This window comes from Paenibacillus sp. JL3B1040, from assembly GCF_057063165.1.
The window spans coordinates 3,420,373-3,437,145 of record NZ_CM169317.1; the positions used below are offsets into that span (position 1 = coordinate 3,420,373).

Annotated in this window: 13 protein-coding genes; all 13 read right to left on the reverse strand. The window is 55.4% G+C overall.

Annotation, left to right across the window (positions count from 1 at the left end; all coding sequences use genetic code 11):
• Positions 1-24: 24 nt before the first annotated feature.
• The 13 genes from ACZF99_RS15530 to nagZ all read right to left on the reverse strand — a co-directional run bounded on the left by ACZF99_RS15530 (position 25) and on the right by nagZ (position 16,768).
• Complete coding sequence (locus tag ACZF99_RS15530; protein ID WP_483605997.1) at positions 25-999, reverse strand: patatin-like phospholipase family protein; 975 nt, start codon at positions 997-999, stop codon at positions 25-27.
• A gap of 68 nt (positions 1,000-1,067) precedes the next feature.
• Positions 1,068-2,708 carry a proline--tRNA ligase gene (locus ACZF99_RS15535; RefSeq protein WP_483605998.1) on the reverse strand — a complete coding sequence of 547 codons (1,641 nt, stop codon included), beginning with the start codon at positions 2,706-2,708 and terminating at the stop codon, positions 1,068-1,070.
• 345 nt (positions 2,709-3,053) lie between these two features.
• Positions 3,054-4,691 carry a family 10 glycosylhydrolase gene (locus tag ACZF99_RS15540; protein ID WP_483605999.1) on the reverse strand — a complete coding sequence of 546 codons (1,638 nt, stop codon included), beginning with the start codon at positions 4,689-4,691 and terminating at the stop codon, positions 3,054-3,056.
• Between the two features lie 130 nt (positions 4,692-4,821).
• Positions 4,822-5,247 (reverse strand): transcriptional regulator MntR, encoded by a 426-nt coding sequence (mntR, locus tag ACZF99_RS15545; protein ID WP_483606000.1) that lies wholly within the window; start codon positions 5,245-5,247, stop codon positions 4,822-4,824.
• Positions 5,248-5,378: 131 nt separating this feature from the next.
• Positions 5,379-6,092: a cytochrome c biogenesis CcdA family protein gene (locus tag ACZF99_RS15550; protein ID WP_483606001.1), complete on the reverse strand. Its 714-nt coding sequence runs from the start codon at positions 6,090-6,092 to the stop codon at positions 5,379-5,381.
• Positions 6,093-6,118: 26 nt separating this feature from the next.
• Positions 6,119-6,922: a metal ABC transporter permease gene (locus ACZF99_RS15555; RefSeq protein WP_483612763.1), complete on the reverse strand. Its 804-nt coding sequence runs from the start codon at positions 6,920-6,922 to the stop codon at positions 6,119-6,121.
• 53 nt (positions 6,923-6,975) lie between these two features.
• Complete coding sequence (locus ACZF99_RS15560; protein ID WP_483606002.1) at positions 6,976-7,737, reverse strand: metal ABC transporter ATP-binding protein; 762 nt, start codon at positions 7,735-7,737, stop codon at positions 6,976-6,978.
• A 35-nt stretch (positions 7,738-7,772) separates the two neighbouring features.
• Positions 7,773-8,834 carry a metal ABC transporter solute-binding protein, Zn/Mn family gene (locus ACZF99_RS15565; RefSeq protein WP_483606003.1) on the reverse strand — a complete coding sequence of 354 codons (1,062 nt, stop codon included), beginning with the start codon at positions 8,832-8,834 and terminating at the stop codon, positions 7,773-7,775.
• Positions 8,835-9,019: 185 nt separating this feature from the next.
• Positions 9,020-11,041, reverse strand: a complete 2,022-nt coding sequence (gene metG, locus ACZF99_RS15570) for a methionine--tRNA ligase (protein ID WP_483606004.1) — start codon at positions 11,039-11,041, stop codon at positions 9,020-9,022.
• A 577-nt stretch (positions 11,042-11,618) separates the two neighbouring features.
• The gene (yidD, locus tag ACZF99_RS15575) at positions 11,619-11,900 is read right to left on the reverse strand and encodes a membrane protein insertion efficiency factor YidD (protein ID WP_240269874.1); all 282 of its coding nucleotides are present in this window, start codon (positions 11,898-11,900) and stop codon (positions 11,619-11,621) included.
• Between the two features lies 1 nt (position 11,901).
• Positions 11,902-12,363, reverse strand: coding sequence for a Fur family transcriptional regulator (locus ACZF99_RS15580; protein WP_483612765.1), 462 nt, complete (start codon positions 12,361-12,363; stop codon positions 11,902-11,904).
• 391 nt (positions 12,364-12,754) lie between these two features.
• Positions 12,755-14,956 (reverse strand): copper amine oxidase N-terminal domain-containing protein, encoded by a 2,202-nt coding sequence (locus ACZF99_RS15585; protein ID WP_483606005.1) that lies wholly within the window; start codon positions 14,954-14,956, stop codon positions 12,755-12,757.
• A 204-nt stretch (positions 14,957-15,160) separates the two neighbouring features.
• A complete protein-coding gene (nagZ, locus tag ACZF99_RS15590) occupies positions 15,161-16,768 on the reverse strand; it encodes a beta-N-acetylhexosaminidase (RefSeq protein WP_483606006.1) in 1,608 nt (535 codons plus the stop codon).
• Positions 16,769-16,773: the final 5 nt, after the last annotated feature.

Sequence of the window (16,773 nt, forward strand, 5' to 3'; positions counted from 1 at the left end):
AACTGCGGCACCGTCCTTTTGGGTTTATTTTTGCGCGGCGTAAGCTTGCTGGTACTTCTTGAACTGATCCTCGTAAAGCTGCACGTTCCAACTGCCGAAGAACCGGTCTCCGGCCAGAAAACCCGATTCGTATAACAGCAGGCTCTCCTCTTCGCTAATATCGAATTGCGTCGTACCGATGCCAAGCGTCGGGATCTTCACGGTCCGGTACCGGTTGGATTGCTCGATGTACCGCTCGTCATGGGCGGACAACATCGTCTCTACGATCGCCTGCAGCATCGTAAACGGCCCGGTAATGCCATGCGGCTTATTCGTGTTTTTGCCGACCATTTGAAAGCCGACGGTCGGAATGCGCCTCTCCCCGTGCCGCGGTTCCTCGCGGTCAAACAGCCAAAGCGGAAAATTGCTGAGCAGCCCGCCATCGACAATATGCAGAAATTGCTCGGCGAACGGCTTCCCTTTGGCCAGCTTCGGCGGCAGCCGTAAGAGCACCGGATCAAAGAAATAAGGGATGCTGCAGCTCATGCGAACCGCTCTTGCCACCTCGAACGTCGCCGGTTGAATGCCGATATTGTCCAAATCATCCGGCAGGATCATAATTTTGCCGCTCGTGATGTCCGAGGCGATAATCGTCAGCTTTCCCGGCGTCAGATCGCCGAACGTGCGAATGCCTTTGGCCAACAAAATCTGGCGCACCCACTCCTCCAGCGCCTCGCCTGAATACAGGCCCTTTTTAAGCAGGACCCGCAGGGCCGGTCCTATCAAGGCCAGATTAAAAATCGGCGCCCGCTTCAGAAATTTCGTAAACGACGCGGTCAAGATCAGGTCTTTCATTTCGTCCGCGGTATAACCTGCGGCAATCATCGAAGCGATGATCGAGCCGGACGAGGTTCCGGCCACGCGATGAAACCGCGCGCCGTATTTCTCGGCCGCCCTGACCGCGCCGGCCAACGAAATCCCCTTGACCCCGCCGCCTTCAAACACACCGTTCATCAGCATCAGGCGCCTTCCCCCCAACCCGCATTCCGTCTACTGCTTATGTATGTCGGGAAGGGTTGTACGTATGCCTAAAGAACCTGCCCAGAGACGATACGCCGAATCGCCTCCGCCGCTGTGACGAGCTCACGTTTCATGGCAGCCCGTTCCAACCATTCAACCTGACCCTGTTCCGCCGATTTGCCGATGATGACCCGATACGGTATGCCGATCAAATCCGCATCATGGAATTTGCTGCCCGGACGTTCCTCGCGGTCATCCAGCAGGACTTCGATCCCGGCTTGGGTCAATTGTTCGTATAGCTGCGCGGCCAGCTCCATCTGCAGCGGATCCCTCGCGGATATCGGAATGAGGTGCGCTTGATAGGGAGCGACCGACGCCGGCCAGATCAGGCCGCGATCATCCTGGTGCTGCTCTGCGATCGCGGACATCAGCCGGGAAAGTCCGATTCCATAGCAGCCCATCAGCATGGGCTGCTGCCGTCCTTGGGCATCCAGAAATACCGCCCCCAGCCGTTTGCTGTACTTGGTTCCGAGTTTAAACACATGACCGACCTCGATGCTTTGCAGCAGCTCCAGCTTTCCGTCATGACATCGTGGACAGGCGTCGCCGCTTACAACGTTCCGAAAATCGCCAACGATCGCCTGCGGCACATCGCGAACCGGGCGAACCAAGCGCATATGGTTATCGGCCGCATTCGCCCCTGCGATCGCGGTAGCCAGGCTCCAGGCGTCCCGGTCCATCAATACCGGGATGTCAAGACCCATTGGATCGGCATAACCGACGGGAGCCCCGGTCACTTCCTTCACCGTCCCGCTATCGGCCAACTTCACCTGATCGACCCCTAACCAGGCGGCAACTTTCAGCTCGTTCACATCGTGATCCCCGCGTACGACGACCGCAACCGGTTCCTTACCGTCAGGAATGTAGATCAGCGTTTTGAGGAAATGTTCCGGCTCCGGCGCTCGATCCTTACGGCTTCCGCCCGGTTGCGGCGAAGCCGCCTTTTCAAGATTAGCCGCGTAATGGCATGCTTCGCAAACGGCTATATGATCCTCGCCGATATCGGCTAAGGCCATGAATTCATGGGTGCCCCCTTCTCCGCCGATGGTTCCCGGATCGGCCTCCACCGCCCGATATTCCAAGCCGCAGCGGCGAAAAATCCTCTCATAAGCGGTAAACATCGCCCGATAAGCCCGATCAAGGCCCGCCCAATCGGAGTCGAAGGAATAGGCATCCTTCATCAGGAACTCCCGGCCGCGCAGCAAACCAAACCGAGGACGTCGTTCGTCACGGAATTTCGTTTGAATTTGATACAGAGCAAGGGGCAGCTTCCGGTATGAACTCACTTCATCCCGCAGCAGCATGGTGATCACCTCTTCATGCGTCGGGCCAAGAGTAAATTCGCGTTCATTACGGTCCTTGAAACGGATCAACTCCGGTCCGTAGCGTTCATAACGACCGGAATTCCGCCACAATTCCGCCGGCTGCATGGCGGGAAGCAGCAGCTCCTGGGCTCCGGCCCGGTCCATCTCCTCCCGCACAATCCGTTCGATTCGATGCAACACTCTTCTGCCCAAGGGCAGGTAGGAGTAAATCCCTGCCGCCAATTGGCGAATGTAGCCGCCGCGCAGCAGGTATTGATGGCTGCTTGCCTCGGCATCGGACGGAGCTTCCCGTAAGGTTGGGGATAATAACTGACTTTGGCGCATATCTGAATCCTCCTTCATCCTGGTCCTGCAAAGACCGTTAAAAAACAAAAAGACACATCCGTCAAGGGACGAATGTGTCGTGGTACCACCCTAATTCCACCACCTGCAAAGATCAAGTGGCGCTCAGTTCCAAGGTAACGGTTGGGGACCGGTACGGGTTGAATTTTCCTCCAGGAAACTTCCCTGTACAGCTCACAAGGCGGGAAAAATTCACGTCGCGACGGAGACCTTCCAGCTCTCGAGTCTCTTCTCTGGTGACGCGGTCGTCAATTTCGATCCTTGATCACAGCCGATAATACTAAAAAACGATTTTGAGAACGAATTTACCGTATTTGATCCTTCCTGTCAAGGTTGTGTCCCATAATAGGACTGCAGCAGCGGGATCAACCCAAGCGGGTTCTTGCGTAAATCCTTGGCGCTAAAGAAAATGCTGCCGCTGATTTCGGGAACCTGTCGGTTGTACTCCAACTGATCGATAATTTCCTGTGCGCTGGACCAGCCGATTTCCGGCGTTCCCAGCTTATACGGCGCATGGCCGATGTACAGCTTCACGTTGGTACCTCGAACCTCTCCGGCCCACCAGTCGGCCAACAGGTCATAGCGGACCTCTTTCCGCGACAAGCTCCAATAGATCTGCGGAGCCACGTAATCGATCCATTCGTTTTTTATCCAGGTGCGGACATCTGCATAAGTGCTGTCGTATGCCGTAACACTGGCCTTCGTATCGGAGCCGGTCAAATCGTTCGACTTGTTCCGCCAAACTCCGTACGGGCTGATGCCATAAGACACGTTCGACTTGGCTTGGCCGACGCTTTGGCCTAGCTTCTGCACGAACTGATTGATGTTATCGCGCCGCCAGTCGCCTTTGGTTGCAATTTTCTTAACGTTATAAGTTTTGAACGTGGCGTCATCCGCGAATTTCTTCGAGGCCGTTTCCCCGGTCGGATAAAAATAATCGTCCAAATGAACGCCGTCGATCTCATATTCGTTCACGACTTCCATGATCGCTTGGATGACGTGCTCGCGGGCTTCCGGAATTCCCGGATTAATGTACAGCTTGCCGTCGAACTTCACGATCCATTCCGGGTGCACGTTCGCGACGTGATTGGCCGGAAGCTTGCTGGCATCGCCGCCCGTGCTGGCGCGGAACGGATTGAACCAGGCATGGAACTCCATGCCGCGGCGGTGCGTCTCCTCGATCAGAAACTGCAGCGGATCGTAGCCTGGATCCTTGCCGGCGGTTCCCGTCAAATAAGAGGTCCACGGCACCAACGAGGACGGATAGATCGCGTCCGCGGACGGGCGCACCTGAACGAACACCGCGTTCATGCCCATCGCCTGCACTTCGTCAAGCAATTGCACGTATTCGGCTTTTTGAGTCTCCACCTTACCATACGAGCTTTTGCTTGGCCAATCGAGGTTGGACACAGTCGATACCCAAACGCCACGCAGCCCGCTAGCCATATCGCCCGCAGCCGGCGGCCGCGGCAAATCGCCCTGCGGCAGCTCCCCGCCTGCGCCGGGATCCGACGGAACATTCACGGCACCGCTCGTCAGTATAATGGTACGGTTCTTCCCGTTCCAGTCGACGTTAATCCCGAGCTGCTCGCTGACGAAGCGAAGCGGCACCATCGTTCGGCCGGAACTGATTTCCACCGAAGCTTCAAGGTTGACGGTGCTCCCGCCCACTTGAACCGCGGAAGAACCTAGCGTCAACACGAGGGTGCTGCCGTCTTTTTGAATCGTCGCCGTTTGATCAGTTTGAGACCAGGCAACCTGGGCCCCCAGGTTTTCGCCGATCACCCGAAGCGGTACCATGGTGACGTTCGCCCCGGGCTTCATGTATGGCGAAGCATCGGTGGACAATTCCTCCCCGTCGAGAATAATCCGAATGTCGGATGCGGCAGTTGCCGGCGAATTTCCGGAATAAGGCCAGAAGAAGAACAACACGAGGAAAGGAATAAACCATTTGCGAAATTTCATCAGAATCCTCCACATCATCGTTATGTACGGACAAACCGCGCTACTCTCTTTAACGTCCGGCGGAGGCCAAGAGTTGCGCTCTCGGGGCAAAAAAAAGCATCTGCCTTATCTTCAAAGACAGATGCTTCTTCTACGATTCGTTAATCAGTTCCTGATGGACCGTCTCCAAATCACGGATCCGGGAGCCGTCGCGCTTGAAATATTCCACAAGCGTTGCAATGCGCGTGATGGAATCCCAGCTTAAATGATGCTCGATGCCTTCGACGTCTTTATAAATGTTCTCGTGGTCGACGCCGATCATGCCAAGGAACTCCTCTAGCAGTTGATGCCGGTCCACGAGCCGTTTGCCGATTTTTTTCCCTTTGTTGGTCAGGACAAGGCCCCGGTACTTCTCGTAAATCAGATACTCATCCTTGTCCAATTTTTGAATCATTTTCGTGACGGAGGAAGGATGAACCTCCAAACCTTCCGCGATATCGGATACGCGCGCGTATCCTTTCTCGTCGATCAGTTTGTAAATACGCTCCAAATAGTCCTCCATACTGGGCGTTGGCATCTATCGATTCCCTCTTTTCCATGAGTTGACGCGGACAAAACATGTACGCAGGTTAACATTACTCTGTTAATGATACATGTTCTGATTGTCCGTTGGCAAGTGCACATCGGCACACTTTCCGAGGTCCCCTCTTAGAACTTCAGCCATTCGGGCGTAATTTGCTGCAGCCAAATCGTGATACGGGCCATACGGTTCGTAAACAGCAGCACCCCCATCAGCAACATCAGGGCGCCGCCGATTTTCATCATGATCGCGGAATAACGAAGAATCCATTTCGTCGAGCCGATAAAGAAAGCCAGCGCAAAAAAAGGCAACGCAAACCCCAGCGTATACGCGGTGATGAGTCCGATCCAAGTTCCCGGCTCCGTCACGGCCAATGCGATGATCGCCGCCAGAATCGGACCGACGCAAGGCGACCAGCCTGCCGAGAAGCCGATACCGAAAATAAACGAACCGACGTATCCCGCCGGCTTGAATTTCAGGTCCATTTTCCGTTCCTTCAGCAGAAACTGCGGCTGGAAAATCCCCAGCAGAAACAAGCCCATACAAATGATCAGAATGGCGGACAATTGCCGAATCAACCCGCGGTATTGATTGAAAAATTCACCAAACAAACCGGCGCCGAAGCCGAGCGTGTAGAAGACGACGGAGAAGCCGAGGATAAACGCCAACGTATGCGTCATCGTCCGGAACCGGACATCCCGTTTGCTTTGCTCCGTCTTCAACTGCTGGACGGACATCCCGGTGATATACGACAAATAGGACGGATATAAAGGCAGGCAGCAGGGAGAAATGAAGGAAGCGATCCCCGCGGCAAAGGCAATCCCGAGATGGATGTCGGCCATATGAACCTCCTATGTATCCTTGCTGGCTAGGCGGAACTCCCCCTCTTGCCCAGCAAGGTAAGAATAAGCATGCAGATCAGCAGCAGCACGATCGTAGCGCCCGGCGCCAGATTCCAGATGCCGGCCACGATCAGTCCCGCCACGACCGCAATTTCGGCGATCACGACGGAGAAAATGACGGACGTCTTAAAACTTCGGGCAATCAGCAGGCTGCAGGCGGCCGGAATCGTCAGCAACGCCGAGACCAGCAAAGCGCCAACGATTTTGATGGCGGTGCTGATCACCAGCGCCGTCATGACCGTCAGCAGAAGATTCAGCAGCTTAACCGGAAGACCGCTTACCGAAGCGGCATCTTCCTCAAAGGTCAGCAGGAAAAACTCCTTGAAAAAGGCGGCAACGATGACCACCACCACCAAGGTAACGCCAAATGCCACGTACATATCGGTCGTATCCAGCGTATAAATACTGCCGAACAGATAGCTGACCACATCCGTATTGTAACCCATCCCTAGCGTGAAGAACAGGGAAGCCAACGCGACGCCGCCGGACATGATAATGGCAATTGACAGCTCGGCGTATCCTTTATACGCTTTGCGGAGCTTTTCTATGGCAAAAGAGGCGGCAACGGCAAAAGCCAGACCGACGCCAACGGGATAAACGCCGATCAAAAAACCTAAGGCCACCCCGGCTATCGTAACATGGGCCAGCGTATCCCCGATCATCGACAGGCGGCGCAGCACCAGAAAGATCCCGATCAGCGGCGCCGTCAGCCCGATCAGCAGCCCCCCAGCCAGCGCTCTTTGAAAAAACTCAGCGGATAAAATCTCCAACATCAACAACTCCTAATAGTTCTGCGAAGCAAAAAGGGCTTCGAAAGCGTAGACTAAATCAACGAATGCTGCAGGTCCGGAATCGCGCAATCCTGCTCGTGCGAGTGCCGTACGTAAAATTTGATCGCCCCGCAATGCTCGCGGGGTTCCTGACCCAGCTTGCCTTCGATCATGCCGATATCATGGGAGACCATCAGGAACGTCATATGATGATGGGCGTGCATATGAAAGATCAATTCAAAAAAATCGGCTTGCGTCTGGGCGTCGATACCGACCGTAGGTTCGTCCAAAATAAGCAAATCGGGTTTGTTGACCATCGCCCGCGCCAAAAATACGCGCTGCTGCTGGCCGCCCGACAGCTGGCCGATCCGCTTGTCCTGAATCTCGCCAATCCGCATGACTTCCATCGCATCGTCACACTTGCGCTGCTCCTCGCGGCCAATCCGGCGGAACAGCTTCTTGTTGTTGTATAGGCCGGACAGCACCACTTCGCGGACCGTCGCCGGAAACAGCGGGTTAAAAGCGTTCTTCTGCGGCACATAGCCGATCCGCTCCCAATCGCGGAAACGCCGGATCGGCTCGCCGAACAAGCGGATTTGTCCTTCCGTCGGCGGCAACAGGCCTACCATCATCCGCAGCAGCGTTGTCTTCCCCGCGCCGTTGGAACCGATCACTCCGACGAAATCCCGCTCGCGGACCCGAAAGCTGAAGTCGGAGATGACTCTTTGTTCCTGGTACGCGAAGGAGACATGATCGAGCTCGATGATACTGTCATGACAAACGGCATCCTGTGCCGTATTTGCGTCGGATTTCATTCACTTTGCGTCCTTCCGGTACATATAGTTTTCTTTTATTGTAGAGCTTGAATCAAATTTTGCAAATTTTTCTCCATCAGCGTAAAGTAATTGTCCCCGGCTTTCGCTTGGGATTTCGTCAACCCCTCCACCGGATTCAAGACCAACGTTTCCACACCGGCCTCGGAAGCCAGCGTTTTGGCCAATTTATCCGAGACGAGCTCCTCGAAGAAAATATAGCGGATGCCCTCTTCCTTCACCAGCTTCGATAATGCCACCAAATCCTGGGCCCGCGGCTCGGCTTCCGGCGAGAGCCCCATAATCGCGTGTTGGGACAATCCGTAATCCCGGCACAAATAGCCGAAGGCTTGGTGGGACACGACGATTTCTTTGTTCGGCAGCGCGGACAATTGTTCGGTAAACTTGGCGTCCAATTCCTGAAGTTGGCCAAGCAGCTCCTGATAACGGGCTTCATAAGCCGCCTGATGCTCCGGGTCTGCGTCGACGAAACTGTTCTTGATGTTCTCCGCCATGACGATGGCGGATTTCGGACTTACCCAGGTGTGCGGATCCACATGATGATCGGCGGTTTCCTCCTCATGGTCCGCTTCCGTCCCCGCTTCATGCTCCGCTTCCTCGCCATGACCATGGCCGTCGTTGCCATGATCGTGGCCGTCGTCGCCATGACCGTGGCCGTCGTCGCCATGACCGTGGCCGTCGTCGCCATTCGCTTTGATCAACTCGATGCCCTGGCTAACCTCCACGGTTTTGACCTTGGCGTCGCTCCCCAAGCCTTTCAGAAAGTTCGGCACCCAGCCCTCCAGCCCGGCACCGTTATACAAAAACAACTGGGCTTTGGACACATTCAGAATATCCTGGCTGCGCGGTGTCCAATCATGCGGCTCGACTCCCGTCGGAAGAAGATTAATGACGTTGGCGTCCTCGCCGCCGATCGCTTGGGCGAACTCATAGATCGGATAAAAACTGGTTATTACATTTACCTTGCCCTCCACGATCTTTCCGCCATCCGTGTTCTTTCCGCAGCCCGACAATGCCAGCATTGCGGCAAGCAGCGCCGCAATGAGAAGAAGTCCCCGTTTGGTTCTATGTAAAAGCATCATTTTCTCCCCTTCTTAATCGTAATGATTACCAACAAGGATTATAGGGCTATTCTTCTATGATTGTCAACCTCTATTATTCTTCCTTTCACAGCGTCACAACAAACAAAACCGCCAGTGGGGGTGCCCCTGGCGGTGGAAATGAACGGCGCAAGTTCCGCAGTTCGTGAATAATCGGTCTTTGCTTATTTCACGATGGCGCCGTTTGGCATCGAATCCGGCACCGTCGCCAGCGTCAGCTGGTCTCCTTGCGAAGCGGCCAGAATCATTCCTTGCGACAACTCGCCGCGCAGCTTTACCGGCTTCAGGTTGGTGACGCAAATCACCTTGCGTCCGACCAACTCTTCCGGCTTGTAAAACTTGGCGATGCCGGATACGACCTGACGCTGTTCGTAGCCCAAATCCAGTTGCAGCTTCAGCAGTTTGTCAGCCTTCGGTACCGGTTCGCAGGCCAGCACCTGCGCGACACGCAGCTCGACCTTGGCGAAATCGTCGATGCCGATTTCGTCCTTCGGCGCCGGCTGTTCCACCGCCGGTGCCGGCGTGGACGTCGCAGCCGCGGTCGCGGTCGGGGCAGTAGCCGCCGCTCCTCCGCTCATCGAGTTCGAAATGAACTCGATCTCCTGCTCCGCGTCGAGCCGCGGGAAGATCGGCTCACCTTTGGCGAGCTTCGTTCCGGCCGGAATCCGGCCAAACGTCTTGGTGCTCTCCCAGGTCGTCAGCTCCCCGGGAGCGATCCCGAGCTGTGCCCAAATTTTCGTCGGAGCCTGCGTCAGGAACGGCTGCAGCAGGATCGAAGCGATGCGCAACGACTCGGCCAGATGCGCCATCACCGAAGCAAGCTCGCCTTGCTTCGTTTCGTCTTTGGCCAGCACCCAAGGCTGCGTCTCGTCGATGTATTTGTTCGTACGGCTGATGAACGCGCCGATCTGGGTCAGCGCCACGGAGAATTCCATGTTCTCCATCACTTCCTCCACCTTGCGAACCATATCCAGCGCCGCTTGCTCCAACTCGGCGTCATACGCCGTAGCGTTCGGCTGATAAGCCGGAACTTCGCCGCCAAAATACTTCTCAACCATCGCCACCGTCCGGTTCAGGAGGTTGCCCAGGTCATTCGCAAGATCGGAATTGACCCGCTGTACGAAGCTTTCCGGCGTAAACGAGCCGTCCGAGCCGAACGGTACCTCGCGCAGCAAGTAATATCGCGTTGCGTCGAGCCCATAACGGTCGATCAGCACGTTCGGATCCATGACGTTGCCTTTCGATTTGGACATTTTGCCGCCCTTCATCAGCAGCCAGCCGTGACCGAACACCTTCTTCGGCAGCGGCAGCCCCAACGCCATCAGCATGATCGGCCAATAAATCGTATGGAAACGCACAATCTCTTTGCCAACCAGGTGAACATCCGCCGGCCAATACCGTTCGTACAGCTCCGGATGGTCCGTGCCGTAACCGAGCGCCGTGATGTAGTTGGACAAAGCGTCGATCCATACGTACACGACGTGCTTCGGATCGCCCTTCACCTTCACGCCCCAGTCGAACGTTGTCCGCGACACGGCCAAATCTTCCAGTCCCGGCTTGATGAAGTTGTTGATCATTTCATTTTTGCGCGATTCCGGCTGGATGAAGTCCGGGTTCTCTTCATAATACTTCAGCAGGCGATCCACATAGTGGCTCATCCGGAAAAAATAACACTCTTCCTTCACCAGCTCCACGGTATGGCCGCTTTCCGGGCTTTTCCCGCCGATCACTTCGCCTTGATCGTTGCGAACCACGTCCACCAGTTGCGATTCCGTGTAGTAGGTCTCATCGGGAATGCTGTACCAGCCCTCGTATTCCCCTTTGTAAATGTCGCCTTGCTTCAGCAGCTTGTCAAAAATCTCTTCCACGACCAGCTTATGCCGCGGTTCCGTCGTGCGGATAAAGTCGTCGTAGGAAATGTCCAGCTTCTCCCAAAGCTGCTTGATCCCCGCTACGATGCCGTCAACGAATTGCTGCGGGGTTTGGCCTTTTTCCTTCGCTTTCTGCTCGATCTTCTGCCCGTGTTCATCGGTCCCCGTCAAATAGCGGACATCAAAGCCGCGCAGCCGTTTGTACCGCGCCATCGCGTCCCCGGCCACCGTCGTGTAGGCATGGCCGATATGCAGCTTATCGCTGGGATAATAGATCGGCGTCGTAATGTAAAACGTTGGTTTGTTGTTGGACATTGTACCCTCATCTCCTTTAAGACTGTTCGAACCATCAATTAAACTACTAATACAACAAAAAAACTCCCGCCCCATCATGGGGCGAGAGAGTTCTCACGCGTTACCACCCAAATTTCCCGCACCTTCACAGACCACGGGCTCCACTAGTCGAAACCGACCTTCCGTTAACGCCGGACCCTACGCCGTTCCCTTACCCGCGCGCTGTGCGAAACGCCGACCGGCTCGAAAACGGTTCCTCCCGGACCATCTTCCAAAGACGCTCCAGACCGGTTTGCAGCTGCCCCGGCTCTCTGTGGCTGGATCTTATCCCTGTACTCATCCGTTCACTGGAAACTTTAGTGGTTGTTCAAAAAATCATCTTTCGATCACGAAGTAGTTCAAGACAACCGGGCCTTATGTTGCTCACGTAGCTTACAGCTACGCTCCGCTACTCATTCCCTAGTTTCATCCAACCTTCTCGGTGCTCCAAACCTAATTTTTTGAACTTACACATTTTATTTTGAACTTACATTTTATATTAAAAAAATTCCCAAACCATGTCAAGCCGCGCCGGAGATGGCCTTTCCCTGATTTGCGATCAGGCTTGTCCGCCGTTCAGCGGCGGCGTGCCCTGCTCTCCCCCGCGTTTCTTCTCCGCCTTCGGCGGAACGGGGTCGTACCCGCCCGGATGGAACGGCTGGCATTTGACGATCCGTTTGGCCGCCAGCCAGGACCCTTTCAGCGGACCATGCACCTCAATCGCCTCCAAAGCATACGCCGAGCAGGTCGGATAGAACCGACAAGTCGGCGGTTTCAGCGGCGAAATAAACTTGCGGTAGACATGGATCGGCGCCTGAAACGTTTTACGGACCACGCCCATCTCAAGACACCCCGCTCGGCTCCGGCGCGGCATCCTGCAGTTTGCCGTCCGGCCGGCAGTTTTTACAATACCCGAATACCTCGAATTTATGTTTCACGATCTGGAACTGCTCCGGCGCGTCCGTGAGCGGCATCGGACAGAAATGGATCGGATACGTCTTCTCGCATTGCAGGCAGATCATATGATGGTGATGGTGGCCATCGTTGCTGCAACTCGCCTTGAACTTCAACCCGTCCTCGAACATGACCTGCTCCAGCACGCCAAGCTCCTCCATGACCCGGAGATTACGATATACGGTATCGAAGCTAAGGCCGCTATACTGCTTGCCCATATATTCATAGACGTCCTTCGGGGTCAAATAACCGTTCCGCTCGGCGAACAGCTTGGCCAAGCTTTTGCGTTGGTCGGTAATCCGCAGTCCTCGGCTGGACATCACTTTGACAATTTCCTCGGTCGACAGCATGTGACATTCCTCCCGTCTGAACCTTTCTCTCCATGCGTCTTCTCTAATAATGCCGCAAATCGGCAGCACCGTCAAATGACCCGGATTCGCAAGGCTCGTAATGCTCACAAGGTGAAAAGTGTCCAGCTCTCGGGGGAGTGCCTACAAAATGTTGTATTTGTTACAACATTTTAAGTGCTAAACGGCTTAGTTACAGCGAAATATTGCATTCTGTACAACATTTCGCGGCAAACCTCGCTTGAAGCCCCGTTATTGTTGCACTTTATACAACATTTCACTCCAAACTTCCCAGCCTCCTACTAAAATGTTGCATAAATTACAACATATCAGCTTCTAACCTTACATCAAAAAGGCACGGCGCAGGGCGCCATGCCTTTTCGTTCATTTGCTCTTATTCGCTTTTCTTCTCCGGCATCTGCTGGAACAGCAGGTTTACGGACAGGTTGCTGCCCGGAGCGGCCGTGAATACAAGATCCACGGTTTGCTCGCGTTCGCCGGTGCGGAACAGCACGGCATTTTCGTTAGGCGCTCCGAGTCCTCCGACCGTCGGCAATCCTACGATATCGCCGTTGACCATGACCGCTCCCGAATAATTCCCGCCGCGCGGATTAAACGTGATCAATGTATTCGGCGCGACACGATATAGCTTGATCCGGTACAGAACGCCGAAGTTCCCGGCGTTCAGCCGATAATCGCCTTTAATGCCGTCGGCTCCTACCAGGAACGGGTCGCTGGAGTTATCGCCGATCAACAGCCGGGACGGCGTAGTGCCGATCAGGTTGGTCACCTCGATGTTGCGGTTGGCTTCCATGTAAGTGCCGCGATTATGAATGTCAGGTTCGAGCGCGCTCAGGTAAGGCAAGGTCTTGAATGGATCTTGCTCCTGATCGACCATAATCACCGTATAATGGAGCGTACGGTCGCTATACAAATCGGCAAACAGCGAAATGACGTCGCCTTGCTTCATCACTGTGGCGCTTAGCTCATCCAGGATGACTTTGCTTTCTCCCGGAGCAAGCCACAACTCCTTGTATTTGCTGCCGGTTTGCATCGACTCGTAATAGCGCTGTACCGATACTTTCCCCGTTGCCGTTGCATAAGGGCTTGGGCCGCCGAAGCCCAGGCTGCTTTGCGTCAAACGCGCCGTTTCACCGTTATTGTTCGTGGCGATAACGTACATTTTCACCGGTTTCCCGGTCACATTGGCGTGGTGAACCATGAAGCGCGTATTTCCGATGGCCGATTCCTTATACAGAATCCCTTTGGAATAGACTGTCTCCGGGCTGTTGCTCCGGATCAACGTTACCGCCTCGGAAGTGAAATCGTATTTGATCCGTTCCCAGCTCGGTACCTGCGTGCCGTCGAACGTATATTTCTCGCCGACCGGCATGAACAGTTTATTAAATTCGTCCTGCGTATAAAGCGTTTCGTTCGTAATCGTAATCGTCTTCTCCATGGTCGAGAACAAGCCGAATTGATTGACGACCTTCAAACGGATTGTCATTTGCCCCGGCGTAAAGAACGCCAGTTGTTTATTTTCCCAAATGCGTTCGGTGATGCCCACTTCATCCGTACTGAGGTCGGTGTAAGTGATCATTTCACCCATTTTGTAAGTGTCTTTGTCCGTGGTAAAATTCGCCACCGGCGGCGTATGCGGCTTGCTGACATGAATCGTCAGCGAATACGGATCACTCCATTGACCGCTGGAGTCCTGAACCCGGTATGTAACGATGTAATCCCCCGGCGTCATGAACATATCCTCTCGCCCGGTCCATTCCTCGTTCACGATGGGCAGTCCGATCGGCGAAGATGAACTGGTCACATACTGCACTTGAGTTTCGCCGGCGATCACTTCCTTGTTGCCGATCGTAAAAGAAGCTGTAGGCAGGGTGTTTAAATTGACGATGACTCGTTTGCCTGCCGAATCATACGAATAAGAAATATTCAAGGCCTTCGTGATCGCGGTCAGCGGTACCATGAAGTTGTTTTGCACCGAGTAGGATTTCCCCCGCATCGTTTGCGTCACGCCGTTCACTTTGTAATACGTCGTATTCATTTTGAACCGAAGCTCGTCGCTGCCCCGTTTAATGATCGTTTCTTTAGTCTTGTTGTCATAAGATAATTGGAATCCCGCCCGCTCGACGATCGCCCGGATCGATACGTAAGATACGCCGTCCTTCACTTCCATCGGATAACCGGCAAGGTATTCCTTTCCGTTTTGGTACATCTTCTTGCTGTTCACCATCAAAATCAATTGACCCGAGTTGCCCTGGGGTTGTGCTTGATCGATCGACGGTGTAACCGGACTGGTCGGCGGCGGAACCGAACCATCGTCGCTGTCCGTTTCCCCCTGGTCCTCTCCCGGAATCGTTCCCCCCGTCGTTCCGTCGTTTGTTCCCTGGTCCGTAGGCGTGTCGCCCGGCGGAACCTCATCGGTCGGATTAACCAATGTCCCGTTGTCTGCGAGCTGCTGCGTCACGGTTGACGGATCCGTGCCGTTTCCTTGCCCCGCTTCCTCCGCGCTGGCCGGAAGCACCATGGCAACTTGCGATACCACCAACATTGTGGTGATCAACAATCTCTTTACATTCATGCCTAAACTCCCTTACTCTCCCATTTTGTATTACTCCCTTTATCTCACAATGTATTAAACGCAAGTAAAAACGAAAAGTTGCTGACACGAACGACAATAAATTGGCAAAAGCATTCGTTCGATGTTGCGTTTTTCTTTATATTTTGACAAATCCCGCGAAAAAACGCCCGGAAATCGCTCCCGGGCGTTGTTGCAAAAAAATTTTTACGCTTGAGTCATGCGGACAGGCAAAACTCCCTGCGGCTGTCTCACGCCGAGCAGAACCCTAGCCGCCGCATCCAAAGAGTAGGGCCGGTTCTCATACAAGCAAAGATAGGCCTCGATCTCCGGAAACGCGTTCAAATCATAAGGATTGCGGGTAGAAACGACGATCATCCGTTTACCCGGTAGCTGCTGGATGCGCTGTACCAGCGTTCGCTGTCCTTCGGGGATCGCCCCCTCTGCGGTATAGGTCGCCACAACGATCTGGCCGACCGATCCGCATCGCTCCAGCACGGCAGCGATCTCCTCGTCGCTTGGCTCCGTCCCAATCACCGCTGCGGCTACCTGGCCGTGAAGCGGCCGCAGAGCATCCGCCAGCGTATAGGGCTGCACCGCCGGCTCATCGACCTCGGTGCGGTGCCGCAGCTCCGGCCAGACGACCAGCACCGGCCGATCGGTCTCGATCGGCAGGCTGCCCGCGCCCTTCACGAGCGTGACGCTGCGCTCCGCCGCTCGCCGCAGCATCTCGCCGCTCACCGCCTCCGGCGTCAGCGGCCCTGCCGTCGCCGTTGCAACGGACAACGCCTGCGCCGTATTGCCGATCCGCTTCGCCTTCAGCGCCAGAATCCGTTCCAGCGAGCGGTCGATTCGCGCTTCGCTGATCCGTCCGCTCCGCACCGCTTTGACCACCCGCTCGATCGCCGCGCGCTGCTCCTCCAGCGTATGGCTCACGAGCACCAGATCCGCGCCGGCTTCAATGGCCCGCACCGCCCCTTCGGCGATGCCGTAATGCCCCGCGATGGCCTGCATTTCCAGGCAATCGGTGACGATCAGCCCGCCGAAGCCCAGCTCTTCGCGGAGCAAGCCGGTCAGCACCCGGCGCGACAACGTCGCCGGGATCTCCTCTGGCTCGAACGCCGGAAAGATCACATGCGCCGTCATAATCGCGTCGACGCCTGCCGCGATCGCTTCTCGAAATGGCGCCAGCTCGACCTGATGCAGCCGTTCCTTCCCGTGCGGGACGCTGGCCAAGCCGCGATGGGAGTCCACCGCCGTATCGCCGTGGCCCGGAAAATGCTTGGCCGTTGCGATCACGCCCTGCGCCTGGGTTCCCCGCACTGCCGCAGCCCCGTGTACGGCAACCCGCTCCGGGCGTTCCCCGAACGAGCGCACGCCGATCACGGGATTCGCCGGATTGTTGTTGACGTCGACGCACGGCGCAAAGTTAAAGTTGATGCCCAGTTGCTGCATCTCCTTCGCCGCAAGCCGAGCCACTTCTTCCGTCAACGCAGGATCATCGGCCGCCCCGAGCGCCATATTGCCGGGGATGCGGCTCATTCCTTCATGGTCCAGCCGGGCCACCATGCCGCCCTCTTGGTCGATCGCAACGAACAGCGGAAGCTCCGGCTTCCGGCGAGGCATCGCCTGCAGGCTCCGCGACAGGTCGGCGAGCTGCTCTACCGAGGCGATATTTCGCCGGAAATATACTACGCCGCCTACATGTTCATGCTGCACCAGCGATCGAATCTGTTCGTCCGGCACCAAGCTATGAAATCCGCAAATAAACAGCTGCCCGATCTTCTCCTCCAACGTCCATGCCGTCCAATCCACTAGCC

Coding starts and splice junctions, on each gene's coding strand:
- yidD (WP_240269874.1), bottom strand. CDS start 11,900: ATGGGCGTGGTCCGTAAAACGTTTCAGGCGCCGATCCATGTCTACCGC.
- ACZF99_RS15580 (WP_483612765.1), bottom strand. CDS start 12,363: ATGCTGTCGACCGAGGAAATTGTCAAAGTGATGTCCAGCCGAGGACTG.
- ACZF99_RS15565 (WP_483606003.1), bottom strand. CDS start 8,834: ATGCTTTTACATAGAACCAAACGGGGACTTCTTCTCATTGCGGCGCTG.
- ACZF99_RS15535 (WP_483605998.1), bottom strand. CDS start 2,708: ATGCGCCAAAGTCAGTTATTATCCCCAACCTTACGGGAAGCTCCGTCC.
- mntR (WP_483606000.1), bottom strand. CDS start 5,247: ATGCCAACGCCCAGTATGGAGGACTATTTGGAGCGTATTTACAAACTG.
- ACZF99_RS15530 (WP_483605997.1), bottom strand. CDS start 999: ATGCTGATGAACGGTGTGTTTGAAGGCGGCGGGGTCAAGGGGATTTCG.
- metG (WP_483606004.1), bottom strand. CDS start 11,041: ATGTCCAACAACAAACCAACGTTTTACATTACGACGCCGATCTATTAT.
- ACZF99_RS15540 (WP_483605999.1), bottom strand. CDS start 4,691: ATGAAATTTCGCAAATGGTTTATTCCTTTCCTCGTGTTGTTCTTCTTC.
- ACZF99_RS15560 (WP_483606002.1), bottom strand. CDS start 7,737: ATGAAATCCGACGCAAATACGGCACAGGATGCCGTTTGTCATGACAGT.
- ACZF99_RS15585 (WP_483606005.1), bottom strand. CDS start 14,956: ATGAATGTAAAGAGATTGTTGATCACCACAATGTTGGTGGTATCGCAA.
- ACZF99_RS15550 (WP_483606001.1), bottom strand. CDS start 6,092: ATGGCCGACATCCATCTCGGGATTGCCTTTGCCGCGGGGATCGCTTCC.